Origin of the sequence: Nitrosomonas sp. (assembly GCA_016703745.1) — a bacterium.
GTDB lineage: Bacteria > Pseudomonadota > Gammaproteobacteria > Burkholderiales > Nitrosomonadaceae > Nitrosomonas.
In genome coordinates this window covers 1,053,208-1,069,184 of sequence record JADJBK010000006.1, presented here as the reverse complement: position 1 = coordinate 1,069,184, position 15,977 = coordinate 1,053,208, and the positions used below count along the sequence as shown (strand labels likewise).

19 protein-coding genes and 4 pseudogenes are annotated in these 15,977 nt (G+C 52.9%); 7 read left to right on the top strand and 16 right to left on the bottom strand.

Annotated elements, in window-relative coordinates:
• Window positions 1–52: 52 nt before the first annotated feature.
• From tnpB (IPG31_06080) to IPG31_06065, 4 genes and pseudogenes are all read right to left on the bottom strand, one after another.
• Window positions 53–404: pseudogene (gene tnpB / locus IPG31_06080) on the bottom strand (IS66 family insertion sequence element accessory protein TnpB).
• Window positions 392–688, bottom strand: a complete 297-nt coding sequence (locus IPG31_06075; GenBank protein ID MBK6617941.1) for an IS66 family insertion sequence element accessory protein TnpB — start codon at window positions 686–688, stop codon at window positions 392–394. The pseudogene tnpB (IPG31_06080) and the gene IPG31_06075 overlap by 13 nt, the downstream one beginning before the upstream one ends.
• A gap of 87 nt (window positions 689–775) precedes the next feature.
• Window positions 776–1,512 (bottom strand): annotated as a pseudogene (locus tag IPG31_06070) (ATP-binding protein).
• Window positions 1,491–2,264 carry a hypothetical protein gene (locus IPG31_06065; GenBank protein ID MBK6617940.1) on the bottom strand — a complete coding sequence of 258 codons (774 nt, stop codon included), beginning with the start codon at window positions 2,262–2,264 and terminating at the stop codon, window positions 1,491–1,493. Before IPG31_06065 ends, IPG31_06070 begins: the two are co-directional and overlap by 22 nt.
• A gap of 52 nt (window positions 2,265–2,316) precedes the next feature.
• Here IPG31_06065 and IPG31_06060 point away from each other — a divergent pair, with 52 nt between their 5' ends.
• The 6 genes and pseudogenes from IPG31_06060 to IPG31_06035 all read left to right on the top strand — a co-directional run bounded on the left by IPG31_06060 (window position 2,317) and on the right by IPG31_06035 (window position 7,025).
• A complete protein-coding gene (locus IPG31_06060) occupies window positions 2,317–2,598 on the top strand; it encodes an IS66 family insertion sequence element accessory protein TnpB (GenBank protein ID MBK6617939.1) in 282 nt (93 codons plus the stop codon).
• Between the two features lie 77 nt (window positions 2,599–2,675).
• Complete coding sequence (locus IPG31_06055) at window positions 2,676–2,972, top strand: IS66 family insertion sequence element accessory protein TnpB (protein MBK6617938.1); 297 nt, start codon at window positions 2,676–2,678, stop codon at window positions 2,970–2,972.
• Window positions 2,960–3,310 (top strand): IS66 family insertion sequence element accessory protein TnpB, encoded by a 351-nt coding sequence (gene tnpB, locus IPG31_06050; GenBank protein MBK6617937.1) that lies wholly within the window; start codon window positions 2,960–2,962, stop codon window positions 3,308–3,310. Before IPG31_06055 ends, tnpB (IPG31_06050) begins: the two co-directional genes overlap by 13 nt.
• Window positions 3,311–3,373: 63 nt before the next feature.
• Window positions 3,374–4,974, top strand: a pseudogene (locus IPG31_06045) (IS66 family transposase).
• Window positions 4,975–5,009: 35 nt separating this feature from the next.
• Window positions 5,010–5,360: an IS66 family insertion sequence element accessory protein TnpB gene (gene tnpB, locus IPG31_06040; protein MBK6617936.1), complete on the top strand. Its 351-nt coding sequence runs from the start codon at window positions 5,010–5,012 to the stop codon at window positions 5,358–5,360.
• A 63-nt stretch (window positions 5,361–5,423) separates the two neighbouring features.
• Entirely contained in the window at window positions 5,424–7,025 is a 1,602-nt protein-coding gene (locus IPG31_06035) for an IS66 family transposase (GenBank protein ID MBK6617935.1), read from the top strand.
• 35 nt (window positions 7,026–7,060) lie between these two features.
• Here the strand turns inward: IPG31_06035 and IPG31_06030 are convergent, their stop codons facing one another.
• The 12 genes and pseudogenes from IPG31_06030 to IPG31_05975 form a co-directional block, all read right to left on the bottom strand.
• Window positions 7,061–7,474, bottom strand: coding sequence for a TraC family protein (locus tag IPG31_06030; protein ID MBK6617934.1), 414 nt, complete (start codon window positions 7,472–7,474; stop codon window positions 7,061–7,063).
• On the bottom strand, window positions 7,471–8,133 hold the full coding sequence (traV, locus tag IPG31_06025; protein MBK6617933.1) for a type IV conjugative transfer system lipoprotein TraV: 663 nt from the start codon (window positions 8,131–8,133) through the stop codon (window positions 7,471–7,473). Before traV ends, IPG31_06030 begins: the two co-directional genes overlap by 4 nt.
• A complete protein-coding gene (locus IPG31_06020) occupies window positions 8,130–8,855 on the bottom strand; it encodes a DsbC family protein (GenBank protein ID MBK6617932.1) in 726 nt (241 codons plus the stop codon). Before IPG31_06020 ends, traV begins: the two co-directional genes overlap by 4 nt.
• 2 nt (window positions 8,856–8,857) lie before the next feature.
• A complete protein-coding gene (locus IPG31_06015; GenBank protein ID MBK6617931.1) occupies window positions 8,858–10,108 on the bottom strand; it encodes a TraB/VirB10 family protein in 1,251 nt (416 codons plus the stop codon).
• On the bottom strand, window positions 10,101–10,757 hold the full coding sequence (locus IPG31_06010) for a type-F conjugative transfer system secretin TraK (protein MBK6617930.1): 657 nt from the start codon (window positions 10,755–10,757) through the stop codon (window positions 10,101–10,103). Before IPG31_06010 ends, IPG31_06015 begins: the two co-directional genes overlap by 8 nt.
• Entirely contained in the window at window positions 10,732–11,325 is a 594-nt protein-coding gene (traE, locus tag IPG31_06005; protein MBK6617929.1) for a type IV conjugative transfer system protein TraE, read from the bottom strand. The genes IPG31_06010 and traE overlap by 26 nt, the downstream gene beginning before the upstream one ends.
• A gap of 2 nt (window positions 11,326–11,327) precedes the next feature.
• Entirely contained in the window at window positions 11,328–11,624 is a 297-nt protein-coding gene (gene traL / locus IPG31_06000) for a type IV conjugative transfer system protein TraL (protein MBK6617928.1), read from the bottom strand.
• A 14-nt stretch (window positions 11,625–11,638) separates the two neighbouring features.
• Window positions 11,639–11,941 carry a hypothetical protein gene (locus IPG31_05995; protein MBK6617927.1) on the bottom strand — a complete coding sequence of 101 codons (303 nt, stop codon included), beginning with the start codon at window positions 11,939–11,941 and terminating at the stop codon, window positions 11,639–11,641.
• Window positions 11,934–12,158 (bottom strand): hypothetical protein, encoded by a 225-nt coding sequence (locus IPG31_05990; GenBank protein ID MBK6617926.1) that lies wholly within the window; start codon window positions 12,156–12,158, stop codon window positions 11,934–11,936. Before IPG31_05990 ends, IPG31_05995 begins: the two co-directional genes overlap by 8 nt.
• Window positions 12,155–12,712: an OmpA family protein gene (locus IPG31_05985; GenBank protein MBK6617925.1), complete on the bottom strand. Its 558-nt coding sequence runs from the start codon at window positions 12,710–12,712 to the stop codon at window positions 12,155–12,157. The genes IPG31_05990 and IPG31_05985 overlap by 4 nt, the downstream gene beginning before the upstream one ends.
• 144 nt (window positions 12,713–12,856) lie before the next feature.
• Window positions 12,857–13,594, bottom strand: coding sequence for an ATP-binding protein (locus IPG31_05980; GenBank protein MBK6617924.1), 738 nt, complete (start codon window positions 13,592–13,594; stop codon window positions 12,857–12,859).
• Window positions 13,573–15,051, bottom strand: a pseudogene (locus tag IPG31_05975) (IS21 family transposase). The gene IPG31_05980 and the pseudogene IPG31_05975 overlap by 22 nt, the downstream one beginning before the upstream one ends.
• Window positions 15,052–15,199: 148 nt before the next feature.
• Between IPG31_05975 and IPG31_05970 the strand changes: the two are divergent.
• Window positions 15,200–15,964 carry an ATP-binding protein gene (locus IPG31_05970; protein ID MBK6617923.1) on the top strand — a complete coding sequence of 255 codons (765 nt, stop codon included), beginning with the start codon at window positions 15,200–15,202 and terminating at the stop codon, window positions 15,962–15,964.
• Window positions 15,965–15,977: the final 13 nt, after the last annotated feature.

The window sequence follows — 15,977 nt, the reverse complement described above, 5'->3', positions numbered from 1 at the left end:
TACCACGAAATCGCAATCAACCGCCTGTTAATAAACAACTATTACATATTTTCTACACCTGAAAATGCCATTGTGGCCGCGCCGATAAACGCCGCCAGTCTACGCCGGCAATCAACCATTCCCACTGCGATAGCGCTAACTCGACACACGCCGCATCCTGCCTCGGCCAGACAAACCGCCCCTGATGCAGGCGGCGCTGACATAACCACACCCCCCGTGCCATCCCACAGCAAGACCTTGATGCGATTGCCCGCGCGATTGCAGAATATGAACGCCGAACCCGCGCAGGGCGGGTGACCCAATACCTGCTGCACAATCATCGATAAGCCATCCATGCCGCGACGCATATCCACCGGATCGACCGCCAGCCAGATCTTACCCGCGTGCGCAATCAACCCAGACATGACAGCAATTCTCCCAGCCATCGCGGGGAAACGCTCAGTGGTAATTCCAGCACATGCGTACCGCGACAGCGAAGCTGCAATACTTCCACTGACGCCGCTGTCGGCTTGATCGTAACCGGAATCAAGGCTGGCAGCTTGATATCATCGCGCCCACGCCGGTGAGCGCGCAACCAATTCCCAAACGTCTTCGCATTCAACCCGAGCGCCCGGCAATAGGCTGCCTGCGACAAACCGCTCGTTTGCCAGTTGCTGATATGCTTTTGCTTATCATCCTGTAATGCCATGGCTTATCCTCCTGTAAGGTAATGCAGAGGAGAATAATCCAGAAAATTGTGATTGCGTAGATGGGAGCGTTGGACGGTTACGCTACTTCATGATTTTTTCTGGTTTTTCCTCCTATAACTTTCACTGTCGATTTCGATGATGGTTGCGTGATGGATGATCCGGTCGATGGCGGCAACAGTCATCATGGTGTCAGGGAAGATTTGATCCCACTGGCTAAAAGGCTGGTTTGAAGTAATGATGAGACTTCCGCTTTCATAGCGATGGGCAATGAAGTCAAACAATACTTGTGTTTCCGAATCGGTCTTTTTGACATAGCCGATATCATCAACGATCAGTACACGGTATTTATCCAGCCGCGTCATGGCGGACATCAAGTCCAGTTCTTTCCTGGCTTGCTGCAGGAGTTGAACCAGTGCGGTAGCTGATATCCATTTGACGCGAATGCCTTGTTCAATCAAATGCAACCCTAATGCTGCCGCCACATGTGATTTGCCGACACCGGATGGGCCGATCAGCAACACATTGTCTGCCTGGCTCGCCCAGTAGGTATTGTCGCGCAGCGTGATGATTTTTTCTGAGCGGCTTGAGGCAGTTCGGTCAGAGCCAGAGTGGCAAAGCTTTTGCCGCGCGGTAGTCTGGCTTCATGCGTCCAGTTGCTGATTCTGCTTTGGAAGCGCTGGGCGACTTCCTGTTCGCACAGGGCGGCGAGATATTGGCTGTAGCTCCAGGCGTGTTCTGCGGCTTGATCCTGGAAGTGCCGGTAATGCTGGCCAAAGGCAGGGAGTCTGAGTTCCTTGAGCATCAGTGGGAGCGATTCAGACATGAGCTGCCTCCTTGCGTTGCCCAGTTTCCGCTGAGGAGTTGATCGTAGGTATCCGCAGTGTGTTGTTTGATTGGGATGTCCGGCTGCGGCACATGCTGTCGCAGAAATCGCTTTTGCAGTGTTTGCAGTTCAGGTAGCGGATGTTGTTGCAACAATTCAGCGGCCAACTGGCTCTCGCAATCATAGTCGTAGGCAAAACGCAGCACCGATACCATCCATTTGCAAGCGAGTCCGGGATCAAATTGTTGTTGTACCCGCGCCCACAGCTGGTGATACTGTGGCGTTGGCAACAGATCATCCCGCAGCCGGGAAAAGCGAAAGGCTTGTGGCTTTGCCGCCAATGCATGAATCACATGACGGTAATCGATGCGCCGGGCGCGTCCTTCTGGCGTTTTCGGATACGCGCGCGGTAAGGTAATGACCGGTGTTTGGCCAACAAAGCATTCCAGACGATCGTGATAGAGATGGACCCGGATGTTCTCGCCAATGAGTCTGGATGGCACACTGTAGAGTCCCCGTTTGACCGCTATGGTGCTACTGGTGGTCACTTTGACGGTCAGTTCACTGAAGTCCATGAAGCGGTAGCGTGGCAGTGGCTGGAGATGCGATTGCTCTTCCGCCAATCGCCCCCTGCAGCGCAGATTGAGCTTATCGACGATCCGTTCAAGAAAACGGCGGTAGGCGCCCACACTTTCGAAATCCGCAGATCCCCGCAGTTTGATCGTAACCGACCAACGCTCCCATCTACGCAATCACAATTTTCTGGATTATTCTCCTCTGCATTACCTTACAGGAGGATAAGCCATGGCATTACAGGATGATAAGCAAAAGCATATCAGCAACTGGCAAACGAGCGGTTTGTCGCAGGCAGCCTATTGCCGGGCGCTCGGGTTGAATGCGAAGACGTTTGGGAATTGGTTGCGCGCTCACCGGCGTGGGCGCGATGATATCAAGCTGCCAGCCTTGATTCCGGTTACGATCAAGCCGACAGCGGCGTCAGTGGAAGTATTGCAGCTTCGCTGTCGCGGTACGCATGTGCTGGAATTACCACTGAGCGTTTCCCCGCGATGGCTGGGAGAATTGTAACCGTCCAACGCTCCCATCTACGCAATCACAATTTTCTGGATTATTCTCCTCTGCATTACCTTACAGGAGGATAAGCCATGGCATTACAGGATGATAAGCAAAAGCATATCAGCAACTGGCAAACGAGCGGTTTGTCGCAGGCAGCCTATTGCCGGGCGCTCGGGTTGAATGCGAAGACGTTTGGGAATTGGTTGCGCGCTCACCGGCGTGGGCGCGATGATATCAAGCTGCCAGCCTTGATTCCGGTTACGATCAAGCCGACAGCGGCGTCAGTGGAAGTATTGCAGCTTCGCTGTCGCGGTACGCATGTTCTGGAATTACCACTGAGCGTTTCCCCGCGATGGTTGGGAGAGTTGCTGTCATGTCTGGGTTGATTGCGCACGCGGGTAAGATCTGGCTGGCGGTCGATCCGGTGGATATGCGTCGCGGCATGGATGGCTTATCGATGATTGTGCGGCAGGTATTGGGTCACCCGCCCTGCGCGGGTTCGGCGTTCATATTCTGCAATCGCGCGGGCAATCGCATCAAGGTCTTGCTGTGGGATGGCACGGGGGTGTGGTTATGTCAGCGCCGCCTGCATCAGGGGCGGTTTGTCTGGCCGAGGCAGGATGCGGCGTGTGTCGAGTTAGCGCTATCGCAGTGGGAATGGCTGATTGCCGGCGTAGACTGGCAGCGTTTATCGGCGCTGCCACAATGGCATTTTCAGGTGTAGAAAATATGTAATAGTTGTTTATTAACAGTCGGTTGATTGCGAATTCATGGTATAATTCACCTCATGAATTCACTGGCGCAACTAGATCAACTTAACCTCGATACGGCCACCAAACAACAGGTGGTCAACCTGGTTCAGGCATTTCAGTTTGATCTGACCCAGCAAACACAGCAGATGGTTTATGCGCTGGAACTCAAGATTCAGGCGCTCACCCTGGAATTGGCGCATCTGCGCCGTATCCGATTTGGCAGGAAAAATGAAGCGTTGTCTGCCTTGTCACCCAGGCAGCTTTCTTTGTTTGAAGAATCGGCGCTGACCGATATCACGGCCATTGAGGCTGAAATCGAGCAGGTCAACAGCACACCAACCCCAATGCCACCAAAGTGCCGCGTACCCGCGCCGGTCGTCAGCCGCTGCCAGATCACCTGCCGCGCATCGAACACCGGCATGAACCCGCATCCTGCCAATGTGACCGATGCGGCTGCGATCTGACGAACATCAGAGAAGACATCACCGAGCAGCTTGACGTGGAACCCGCCAGATTCTTCGTTCATCGCCACATTCGCCCACAGTACGCCTGCAAATCCTGTGAAACCATCACGGCAGAACCCGTGCCACCGGCAGTCATCGATGGCGGCATGGCCGCTCCGGGCCTGCTTGCCTGGGTAATGACAAACAAATACCTGAATCACCTGCCACTTTATCGCCTGGAGCAGATTGCTGCCCGTGACCAGGTCACGCTGCCCCGTTCCACCCTGGCCGAATGGGTAGGCCGTACCGGCGTAGCCCTGCAACCATTGGTCGATCGCCTAACCTGGCATCTACTGCAGGGCAACACGCTGCATGCCGATGAAACACCAGTTTCACAATTGGAACCCGGTCGTGGCAAAACCCGTAAAGCCTACCTGTGGGCCTACCGCAGCAATGACCTTGAACCCGGGCCGCGTATCATCGTCTTCGACTATCAAGCTGGCCGTAGCGGTCAGCATGCACGGCACTTTCTGCAGAATTGGCAAGGACACCTGATGGTTGATGACTATGCTGGGTATAAAGCACTTTTTTCCACAGCCACATCGCCTTGCGTCGAATTGGCCTGCTGGGCGCATGCGCGACGCAAATTCTTTGACCTGCACCAGGCCAATGCCAGCACGATGGCATTGGCAGCGATACAGCGCATCAGCGTCTTATACGCAATCGAAGCAGAAGGCAAAGACCTGAGCATCGAAGATCGCCTGCAACTGCGGGCAGACAGAAGCCTGCCCGCACTGCATGCATTGCATGACTGGCTGATGCAAACCCGTAGCCAGACCGCAAATGGCGGCGGCTCCGCCAAAGCACTCGACTATACCCTCAGACGCTGGCCCGGTCTCATCCGCTACGCACAAACCGGCTTTCTTCCGATCGACAACAACCCGGTGGAGAACACCATCCGCCCGATCGCAATCGGTAAAAAGAATTGGCTATTCACCGGATCGGAACGCGCCGGTCAACGCGCCGCTGCCATTCAAACCTTGTTCGGTACCGCGCAACTCAACAAACTCGATCCCGCCGCATGGCTTGCAGACACCCTCGCCAGACTACCCACCTGGCCCAATAACCGCATCGATGAATTGCTGCCGCTCACACCAGCGTTCATTCAATCACTTAAACAGCAGGAAAGATAGATGGGAGCGTTGGACGGTTACGGAGAATTGCTGTCATGTCTGGGTTGATTGCGCACGCGGGTAAGATCTGGCTGGCGGTCGATCCGGTGGATATGCGTCGCGGCATGGATGGCTTATCGATGATTGTGCAGCAGGTATTGGGTCACCCGCCCTGCGCGGGTTCGGCGTTCATATTCTGCAATCGCGCGGGCAATCGCATCAAGGTCTTGCTGTGGGATGGCACGGGGGTGTGGTTATGTCAGCGCCGCCTGCATCAGGGGCGGTTTGTCTGGCCGAGGCAGGATGCGGCGTGTGTCGAGTTAGCGCTATCGCAGTGGGAATGGTTGATTGCCGGCGTAGACTGGCGGCGTTTATCGGCGCGGCCACAATGGCATTTTCAGGTGTAGAAAATATGTAATAGTTGTTTATTAACAGGCGGTTGATTGCGATTTCGTGGTATAATTCATCTCATGAATTCACTGGCGCAACTAGATCAACTTAACCTCGATACGGCCACCAAACAACAGGTGGTCAATCTGGTTCAGGCATTTCAGCTTGATCTGACCCAGCAAACACAGCAGACAGTTTATGCGCTGGAACTCAAGATTCAGGCGCTCACCCTGGAATTGGCGCATCTGCGCCGTATCCGATTTGGCAGGAAAAATGAAGCGTTGTCTGCCTTGTCACCCAGGCAGCTTTCTTTGTTTGAAGAATCGGCGCTGACCGATATCACGGCCATTGAGGCTGAAATCGAACAGATCAACAGCACACCAACCCCCAATGCCACCAAAGTGCCGCGTACCCGCGCCGGTCGTCAGCCGCTGCCAGATCACCTGCCGCGCATCGAACACCGGCATGAACCCGCATCCTGCCAATGTGACCGATGCGGTTGCGATCTGACTAATATCAGAGAAGACATCACCGAGCAGCTTGACGTGGAACCCGCCAGATTCTTCGTTCATCGCCACATTCGCCCACAGTACGCCTGCAAATCCTGTGAAACCATCACGGCAGAACCCGTGCCACCGGCAGTCATCGATGGCGGCATGGCCGCCCCGGGCCTGCTTGCCTGGGTGATGACAAACAAATACCTGAATCACCTGCCACTTTATCGCCTGGAGCAGATTGCTGCCCGTGACCAGGTCACGCTGCCCCGTTCCACCCTGGCCGAATGGGTAGGCCGTACCGGCGTAGCCCTGCAACCATTGGTCGATCGCCTAACCTGGCATCTACTGCAGGGCAACACGCTGCATGCCGATGAAACACCAGTTGCACAATTGGAACCCGGTCGCGGCAAAACCCGTAAAGCCTACCTGTGGGCCTACCGCAGCAATGATCTTGAACCCGGGCCGCGTATCATCGTCTTCGACTATCAAGCTGGCCGTAGCGGTCAGCATGCGCGGCACTTTCTGCAAAATTGGCAAGGACACCTGATGGTCGATGACTATGCTGGGTATAAAGCACTTTTTTCCACAGCCACATCGCCTTGCGTCGAATTGGCGTGCTGGGCGCATGCGCGACGCAAATTCTTTGACCTGTACCAGGCCAATGCCAGCACGATGGCATTGGCAGCGATACAGCGCATCAGCGTCTTATACGCAATCGAAGCAGAAGGCAAAGACCTGAGCATCGAAGATCGTCTGCAACTGCGGGCAGACAGAAGCCTGCCCGCACTGCATGCATTGCATGACTGGCTGATGCAAACCCGTAGCCAGACCGCAAATGGCGGCGGCTCCGCCAAAGCACTCGACTATACCCTCAGACGCTGGCCAGGTCTCATCCGCTACGCACAAACCGGCTCTCTTCCGATCGACAACAACCCGGTGGAGAACACCATCCGCCCGATCGCAATCGGCAAAAAGAATTGGCTATTCACCGGATCGGAACGTGCCGGTCAACGCGCCGCTGCCATTCAAACCTTGTTCGGTACCGCGCAACTCAACAAACTCGATCCCGCCGCATGGCTTGCAGACACCCTCGCCAGACTACCGACCTGGCCCAATAACCGCATCGATGAATTGCTGCCACTTACACCAGCGTTCATTCAATCACTTAAACAGCAGGAAAGATAGATGGGAGCGCTGGACGGTTACGTTCATTCAATCACTTAAACAGCAGGAAAGATAGATGGGAGCGTTGGACGGTTACGATCTACCGGCAGCATCTCTGACTGTTTGCGCAAAACAGGCAGAATATGGGGACTTGCGTACAGGGAGATCTGGATACCGGTGCCCGCCGGACAAGACAGAAACAAACTGCTCAATACCCGCTCCATTTCTTCGTTGGAACCGGTCTGCGGAGGAGTCTCGATACAAAAACCGAGATTTTGCATCGGTTTCTCACTGAATGCGCCATGATCCAGCACAAACAATTTTTCTTCCGGTAGCCAGGATGAATACGGCATAATTCCTGCCAGTCGAGGAATCGAAGCGATTTCTTTAAGCAGCTTGCGCGGCACCAGATCAGAGGGATCGAGCCGTTCACCCATGAAAATCGTTTTAAGATCGGCCAGTACACTCAAAATTGTTCCTCCGGATAGATGTCATCTTGTGGTAAGGGAGCATGCTGTTGTCGCATAGGTGATGGCGGTGCTGAATACTGCGATGGCTGAGGTGGCTGCGGCAGGGGTGAGAACTGCCGGAAATCTGCCTTTTTTGCAGATTGTTCGCTGGCTATGTCCTTGAGATTGTCACCAATTGTTACAAGAGAGGTTGGACGGTATTCATCGACGATGCGCTGGCGATGGTGTTCGATAACCCAACGGCCATAGTCGGCGAGCATGTAGATATATGACTGATCATGCAGGTCGCCGTCAGCATCTTCCCAGGGTGCAATCCAGACCCGAAGCAGTTTGGGTTTGATGAGGATTGGCTCACCCGATTGGGGGGGTCTGCCGGTGATGTGATATGCGGTGCGCTCCTCTATACCCGTTGGCTGTTGTGTTGTATCCGATTTGCCAACTTTTTCCGTTCTGGACGCAGACTGATTGTCTGTGCCGCTGCTCCGGCGCAAGCCAGGAAGATTGTCCTGGACAGCATTCGCGTAAACACCAGACATCGAGGAGCAGGAAACGCCATTGGGTGCCTTGCAGGAGAATTTACTTTTGCTGTCATATCCGGAGATTGTGGTACATCCACCAAATATCAGCAGCAGTGGAATCAGGAAGACAGGTTTAATCATTCTTGCGCTCCTTTGGCTAGTAATGCTTCGATTTCTGATGCGGCCATTGCGCCTTGCACTACGCTGCCATCACCTAGAATCAACGTGGGTGTGGCATCTATTCCAAGGCTACGGGCAAGCGCCACGTTATTGTTAATGGGGTTCTGGCAATCATCCGTGCCAGTCTGTGGTATCTGCCCTTTAATCATTAAATCATTCCAGGCGGTGGATCTGTCCTGGGCACACCACACAAGACGCGCCTTGTGCGCTGCCTGGGGATGTAATTCCTTGATGGGATACGGGTATGTGTAAATGGTTACGTCATCCAGCATGGATAGCTCGGATTCCAGCTTGCGGCAGTAAGGGCAATCGGGATCGGAAAACACGAACAAACTGCGCTTGCCCCGGCCCCGGATAACTTTGATGGCATCATCGAGCGGTAGCGACGACACATCGATCCGGTTCAGAGTTTCCAGGACTTCTGCGGTTAAATCCCGTTGCTCGGCCATATCGAACAGATGTCCAAAAATCAGGTAGCGGGCGCTTGGGTCGGTATAGGCAATATTTTTGCCCATGACCACCTCATAAACACCTTCGATGTGGCTTGGCTGGACACGGGTGAACTCGGTTGCAGGATAGAGCGTTTGCAGACGCTGCTTCACTTCGGCGGTAACATCATTGGCTTTTACGGAAAAAGCCATCAGCAATACTGCAATGGCAGAAATCATCCTTTGCGATGTCATGTCTAGCCCCTTCTTCCTGCCGTGCGGCGCAGCTTGTTGCGCGGTTCTCCAAGACCGATCATTTCCTGCTCATCTCCTATTTCAAATTCGATGCCTTTGGTCAGCACTACCTCTACAACTCGACCCGCATCGACCTCGATGACCGGAAAGAGCTGTTCAGCAAGGCGAATGTAATATTGCGATACGCGATCAAGCGAGCGACCGATGCCCGCACCCATTCCTGCGCGGAACTGATTGCCCGCGCCGTTGATAGTGCCGACCGTCCCCAGTGCGCTGGTTGAAAATGAGGTGGCACTTTGTTGCAATCCCTGACCGATACCAGCAATAATGCCCGTCATGAGCGCATTGGCGATTATCTGACCCTGCTTGCTGATCAGTCTCCCGCGCAATCCGGCTTTGCCGTCTTCGCTCACGATATAGCCCTTGGCAGGCACATCGACGACCTTGCCGTCTTTGAGTGTGCAGGAAAGCGATTCAAGTCTTATGTGGGCACGCTCCGAGCTGATGTCGCCATGGCCGGAACCCAGAACGAAGCATTCCCTGAGTTTCGCCCGGTAGCGGTTTGGCAGGAAAGCATTGTCCTGCACTCGAAGCAATGCAGGCATCGGGTTGTTCTGTGCCTGGCCACCGGTTGGCGCATCCATTCCGCCTAGCAGGACTGATCGCATGAATGTGCCTGAAGGAATGTAGGTTTTGGGTGGCTCCGGTTTAGCTTCGGGCGTAGCCTGTGGGTTGGTTGCCGCCATCTGGAATACCGCGATACCTGGCACGGGCGGTGGTGCAGCTTCAACAGCAGTACCTGGTTCCGGCATGGGAGGTGGAAGATATGGCTGCGGTGGCGGTATTTCCGTCTTGAAGGAATCGGCCTGGGCGGTTAGCTCCTGGACGGGCGGTGGTAATGGGGCAAAGAAATTTCCGGGTTGTGGTTCCTGTTCCTGCTTGCGCTCCAGATCTGTTATCTGTTGTTTCATGGCGCGAATGATTTCATCCATCTGCAACAACTGTTGTGCCGATTGCGACATCCAGACCTCGCGTGGATCAACCTGGGCACCGGGCGCGGAAATGTTGCGCGTATCCGGTTTCTGTTCCATGGCAGGAATCAGCATCGGTTCCTGGTTGTCCCATAGATAAACTCCACCAAATACCAGCGCAAAAAAAACAACTGCCAGTCCGGAAAGCAGCAAATTTTGCCTGGCTTTTACCGACAGATTCTTGAGGGATTCAGCAAAGCTTGTGGCAGAATCATTACTCATGTGAATTCTCCAGAATAATGAATACATCCGATGCTTCTCCTGGATTCAGAACGGGACGCTCGACTGATACGGCGACGACTCCTGGCCGGTAAAGCTCACGCTCATCGATTACCAGTTGATGGCTGGATGTGTTCTTCATCCGGTACTTTTCCCCTGTGTAGCGTCCATCTACCGTGGCGGTGAGAACAAACATCACATCGTTCCATAGTGGCACCACACGGTTGACTGAGCGTGATTCCATCTGTGGCGATTCCAGTGCAAGGATCATGTGCTTGATGGCGCGATTGCGCTCCATGTCATGATCTGCCTCAACTGTTCTGACAGACTTTTTTCTCCCATGGATTACGATGGTGTCGGCTGGCTTGTCGATGATAGCCAGCAGAAGTTTCCAGGTATGCTTCGATTCATCGGTGATGAATATGCTTATATGCGATTTGTCTGCCATCGGCTTGATATAGGCGGCACCGGTTTCGCTGTCTGGCACTGCGGTAAAGTCTCCTTCTGCGCCGTATACCCGTGTGATACGGCTGCCTTCCACCCGCACGAGCGTCGGTTCCGAGCGAGAAACCGTGGCATGCAGGGTTTCATCTGGTTCCCCCTGTAAAAGCTGCGCTGCCGTCGTATTAAGACTTAGCAGCGTCAGCATCATCCAGAGGATTCTGTCGGGTCGTCTCACGAAAATCCGAAACATAGAGTTTTCCATTTAGATAGTTGAATCCGATCATGAAGGTCGCATCGCGCTCACCAGCCCTTTTATCGGCTACCCACGTATGCAACTTGCCGGAGAGTGCTACTCGAAGATATTTTTCATCGATGGTGATGTCCTGTACCGAAAATTGTGAGGAAGTCTGGTTTCTTCTCAGAAAATCGGAACGGGAAGCCATTTCCTGCGATAGCCTGCCAAATTCGGATGGCAGTGCATATTTGAGAAAAAGTTCGTTCTGATAAGCAATACCTGCTGGCGTAACGTTGAGTGCCAGTCCGGCATACCAGTACGCCATTTCCTCAAGGTATTCCCTGGATACTGCGTTGTTCGATATCCAGAAACCCTGCTTGATCTGTGGCGGCACCAGTACTGTGCGGGCATCTCCCTGTAAATTGAGTATTGCCATACTTTCCAGCATGATGATCAGCACGAGTGCTGCCAGCAGGAGGCGCATGAAACGGATTTCCAGTGCGGCGTTGGCCCGTTCATCGGTGTATTTTTTGAATAACATGATCAACCCAGAAAATAGCGCAGACTGGAAGATGACAGGGTTTTAGGTTTTATGAACAGACTGCCTGGAAGCCACCAGTAGAGGACATGAATGGCGAAACGCGAATGTTTCCCAGCCTTCATCCGACCATAAAGCCACGCTGCTGAAGTACCACAGACCAGACCAATCATGGCCATACCAAGGGCAAGGCCGATGCCAATCAGCATGATTGCCAGAACAAGCTGATCGATCTCCCACCAGAGAAATCGCTCCCGCGCATCGAGGAAGGTTGGTATAAATCCGCTTTCATCGCCATTCATTTGTCACCTCCTACCTAGATGGTTGCAGACATGATGGCCTCGATGATGCCTGGTGTGAATTGCATGAAAATCGCAAAGCCAACTCCTGCTAGTACTGGAATCGGATTGACTCGTGCGATGGAGATAATGCCGCCCAAAGCAACAGCGGCAATCGATATGGCCTTACCACCAAAACCCAGAACCAGATCCTTGAAAAAAGTGTACAGGGCGGTGAACGAAGCGCCGGTCGTGCCGGACACCGCATCACCCACAATGACCAGCGATAGGGCCATAAGTAATGCTAAAAAGATTAAAGATTTCTTGTTAATTTCAAACATGGTTTACTCCTGGTTTAGTTTTATGGCAAATGATTGATTTGACCAGCCAGCCGAAGCCCATGCCCAGGGCAATCCCGCCTATATGCACCTGAAAGGCGTTGTCGAGCATGCCGCCCGGCATCAACACCCCCATGGCAATAAAGGCACCGGCAATGACCATATCCTTGATTGCCTCCCTCGAACGAGGGAGCTTCTCAATGGTTACAGTTTGGTTCATAGTGTCTCCTTTTTGATTAAGCTCACTTCAACGCGGCGGTTAAGCGCGCGCCCCCTATCCGTCTGGTTATCCGCCAGATAGCAACAATTGCCCATGGCTCTGATTTCCAGTGGATTCCTGATACCGCGTGATTTGATCCACGCAGCTACCCATTCAGCCCGCCGCCCGGCGAGCTTCTGGTTGTATTCTTTTTCTCCGGTGCTGTCGGTATAACCCTCGATGCGTATATGATCCGTATCCGAGATTGCTGCCAGGAGTGTTTCGAGGGCGTGGATGTCGTGGCTGTCAGCCTGATCGAAATCAAAACGCAAATGTGCGAAAGGCTTGGTTACATTGCCGCTCACGGAGGAAATAGAAATAGTATGAATCAGTGATTTCCTCGTTGGCCTGATGCAATTGATACCCACTTCGCAGATGCGCCAGTCTTCATCGAACCAGGCAATCTCATAGAATCTTTTGGGTGGTTGTTCAATTAGTATCCTGGGCATGGGCTTCGGCTGGCCAGCACAGGCAATCAGCATTAATCCGAGCATGATGATGAAAAACTTTTGCATTACTGCTGATTCCTGATACGGTTGAATGCTGTCTCGACCTTGCGTGCATAGATGATCCGCTTGTCAGGAGATTTGGTGTCTCGCGTCAATTATCTTGGCCGCTTTGACGACAATTATGATGGCCGGTTGAGTTTATTAGCTACTTCATGATTTTTTCTGGTTTTTCCTCCTATAACTTTCACTGTCGATTTCGATGATGGTTGCGTGATGGATGATCCGGTCGATGGCGGCAACGGTCATCATGGTGTCAGGGAAGATTTGATCCCACTGGCTAAAAGGCTGGTTTGAAGTAATGATGAGACTTCCGCTTTCATAGCGATGGGCAATGAAGTCAAACAATACCTGTGTTTCCGAATCGGTCTTTTTGACATAGCCGATATCATCAACGATCAGTACACGGTATTTATCCAGCCGCGTCATGGCGGACATCAAGTCCAGTTCTTTCCTGGCTTGCTGCAGGAGTTGAACCAGTGCGGTAGCTGATATCCATTTGACGCGAATGCCTTGTTCAATCAAATGCAACCCTAATGCTGCCGCCACATGTGATTTGCCGACACCGGAGGGGCCGATCAGCAACACATTGTCTGCCTGGCTCGCCCAGTAGGTATTGTCGCGCAGCGTGATGATTTTTTTCTGAGCGGCTTGAGGCAGTTCGGTCAGCGCCAGAGTGGCAAAGCTTTTGCCGCACGGTAGTTTGGCTTCATGCGTCCAGTTGCTGATTCTGCTTTGGAAGCGCTGGGCGACTTCCTGTTCGCACAGGGCGGCGAGATATTGGCTGTAGCTCCAGGCGTGTTCTGCGGCTTGATCCTGGAAGTGCCGGTAATGCTGGCCAAAGGCAGGGAGTCTGAGTTCCTTGAGCATCAGTGGGAGCGATTCAGACATGAGCTGCCTCCTTGCGTTGCCCAGTTTCCGCTGAGGAGTTGATCGTAGGTATCCGCAGTGTGTTGTTTAATTGGGATGTCCGGCTGCGGCGCATGCTGCCGCAGAAATCACTTTTGCAGTGTTTGCAGTTCAGGTAGCGGATGTTGTTGCAACAATTCAGCGGCCAACTGGCTCTCGCAATCATAGTCGTAGGCAAAACGCAGCACCGATACCATCCATTTGCAAGCGAGTCCGGGATCAAATTGTTGTTGTACCCGCGCCCACAGCTGGTGATACTGTGGCGTTGGCAACAGATCATCCCGCAGCCGGGAAAAGCGAAAGGCTTGTGGCTTTGCCGCCAATGCATGAATCACATGACGGTAATCGATGCGCCGGGCGCGTCCTTCTGGCGCTTTCGGATACGCGCGCGGTAAGGTAATGACCGGTGTTTGGCCGACAAAGCATTCCAGACGATCGTGATAGAGATGAACCCGGATGTTCTCGCCAATGAGTCTGGATGGCACACTGTAGAGTCCCCGTTTGACCGCTATGGTGCTACTGGTGGTCACTTTGACGGTCAGTTCACTGAAGTCCATGAAGCGGTAGCGTGGCAGTGGCTGGAGATGCGATTGCTCTTCCGCCAATCGCCCCCTGCAGCGCAGATTGAGCTTATCGACGATCCGTTCAAGAAAACGGCGGTAGGCGCCCACACTTTCGAAATCCGCAGATCCCCGCAGTTTGATCGCCTGCTCAATCCGGTGTTTGAGCGAACCATGGGCATTTTCTACGGCGCCATTTTCATGGCTGACGCCCAGGTTATTGACCGTAGGCTTCATGCCATAGTGTTGACACAGCGCCGCATAAGATTGCGTGAGTTCTTGTTTTTGGCTCGCATTGACGTATGCGGCACTCAGGCTGTCGGTGCGATGTTCCCTGGGCACGCCGCCCAGTTTATGCAAGGCGGTCTGCAATCCATCGGCCAACGCACTATAACTTTCCCCGCCCCGGATGATATGAACAGCACGCCAATGACTATAAGCCAGACGAAACTGATACAGCAGGTGATCAAATGGTTTGCCTGCAATCGTAATTGCCGTACGCGGCCAGGTAAAATCGGACAACCCCTGGTGCCCGGCAGGTACCGACTGGCAAAACATGACCGCCTTACCGGGACCTTGCGTTGCCCGCCAGTGTTTTACACGGCGCTGCAAGCTTCTGAGCAATTTCTCCGGGTATTGGCCGGGATATCGATCATCCAGGTACTCCCAAAGCGTAGTCCCGGTCAGTTCAGGTTCCCTGTGCAGCAATGGAATCAATTCGGTCTCCCAAACCAGCTCAAAAGGATCCTGGCGCGTGCGCCATTGCCGTTGCGACTTCTCCACCCGCACACCCTTCTCAATCCTGCGGCCACTGCGGATACTTACCCCCGCTTTCGCAGCCGCTGTCTCCTGACCATGCCCTATCTGACGATTCTTCATATAAATAGCTTCCTGTTGATGAGTGATATGTTTTCCAGGCAAGTTCTTTCTCCTTATATAGAAAAGAACTCATACTGATACTTTCACTCAACCGGTCAAGATAATTGTCGTCAGACCGGACAGGTTAATTGTCGTCTAATAATACGGTATGGCTGACTGCTATACCGGGCTGAAACAGCAGAATGTGCCAGATATGATTGCTAGTCTTGATGCATCGGACAAGATTCTGCACCAACTACTCCAAGCCGAATCAACTGAGCGCAGCATCCGCTCTATCCGCTATCAAACCAATGCCGCCAGATTTCCTGTGCTGCGTCATTTACAGGGATTTGACTTCAGTCAGTCCAAAGTAGATCAACAATTGATTAACCAGTTGGCAACCATGCAATTTACTGAAGCAATACAGAATCTGGTGTTGGTTGGTGGTACCGGAACTGGTAAAACGCATCTGGCCATCGCAATTGGTGTTTCAGGCATACAGCACCACCATAAGAAAGTGCGTTTCTACAGTGCCATTGATCTGGCCAATAGGTTGGAGCAAGAGAAGATTGCTGGCAAACAGGGAAGAATAGCGATGAATCTATTACAAGTAAACCTGGTTATTCTAGATGAACTGGGTTACCTGCCATTCTCACAAACAGGCGGTGCCTTGCTGTTTCATTTGCTGTCCAGGCTTTATGAACGTACCAGCGTCATCATCACCACCAATCTAACGTTTGCTGAATGGAGCAATGTATTTATCGACGCCAAAATGACAACCGCGCTACTGGATCGACTGACGCATCACTGCCACATTATCGAAACCGGCAATGAGTCTTTCCGTTACAAACAAAGCGCTGCCAGTGCAAAAACCAGAATACAGGAAAGAGAAAAAGAAAGATCTTCTTCAGAAGAAAATCTTACAGATTTGTAACGAATCCAATTAT

Coding starts and splice junctions, on each gene's coding strand:
- IPG31_06075 (MBK6617941.1), bottom strand. CDS start 688: ATGGCATTACAGGATGATAAGCAAAAGCATATCAGCAACTGGCAAACG.
- IPG31_06060 (MBK6617939.1), top strand. CDS start 2,317: ATGGCATTACAGGATGATAAGCAAAAGCATATCAGCAACTGGCAAACG.
- IPG31_06055 (MBK6617938.1), top strand. CDS start 2,676: ATGGCATTACAGGATGATAAGCAAAAGCATATCAGCAACTGGCAAACG.
- tnpB (MBK6617937.1), top strand. CDS start 2,960: ATGTCTGGGTTGATTGCGCACGCGGGTAAGATCTGGCTGGCGGTCGAT.
- tnpB (MBK6617936.1), top strand. CDS start 5,010: ATGTCTGGGTTGATTGCGCACGCGGGTAAGATCTGGCTGGCGGTCGAT.
- IPG31_06035 (MBK6617935.1), top strand. CDS start 5,424: ATGAATTCACTGGCGCAACTAGATCAACTTAACCTCGATACGGCCACC.
- traV (MBK6617933.1), bottom strand. CDS start 8,133: ATGATTAAACCTGTCTTCCTGATTCCACTGCTGCTGATATTTGGTGGA.
- IPG31_06020 (MBK6617932.1), bottom strand. CDS start 8,855: ATGACATCGCAAAGGATGATTTCTGCCATTGCAGTATTGCTGATGGCT.
- IPG31_06015 (MBK6617931.1), bottom strand. CDS start 10,108: ATGAGTAATGATTCTGCCACAAGCTTTGCTGAATCCCTCAAGAATCTG.
- IPG31_06010 (MBK6617930.1), bottom strand. CDS start 10,757: ATGATGCTGACGCTGCTAAGTCTTAATACGACGGCAGCGCAGCTTTTA.
- traE (MBK6617929.1), bottom strand. CDS start 11,325: ATGTTATTCAAAAAATACACCGATGAACGGGCCAACGCCGCACTGGAA.
- traL (MBK6617928.1), bottom strand. CDS start 11,624: ATGAATGGCGATGAAAGCGGATTTATACCAACCTTCCTCGATGCGCGG.
- IPG31_05995 (MBK6617927.1), bottom strand. CDS start 11,941: ATGTTTGAAATTAACAAGAAATCTTTAATCTTTTTAGCATTACTTATG.
- IPG31_05990 (MBK6617926.1), bottom strand. CDS start 12,158: ATGAACCAAACTGTAACCATTGAGAAGCTCCCTCGTTCGAGGGAGGCA.
- IPG31_05985 (MBK6617925.1), bottom strand. CDS start 12,712: ATGCAAAAGTTTTTCATCATCATGCTCGGATTAATGCTGATTGCCTGT.
- IPG31_05980 (MBK6617924.1), bottom strand. CDS start 13,594: ATGTCTGAATCGCTCCCACTGATGCTCAAGGAACTCAGACTCCCTGCC.
- IPG31_05970 (MBK6617923.1), top strand. CDS start 15,200: ATGGCTGACTGCTATACCGGGCTGAAACAGCAGAATGTGCCAGATATG.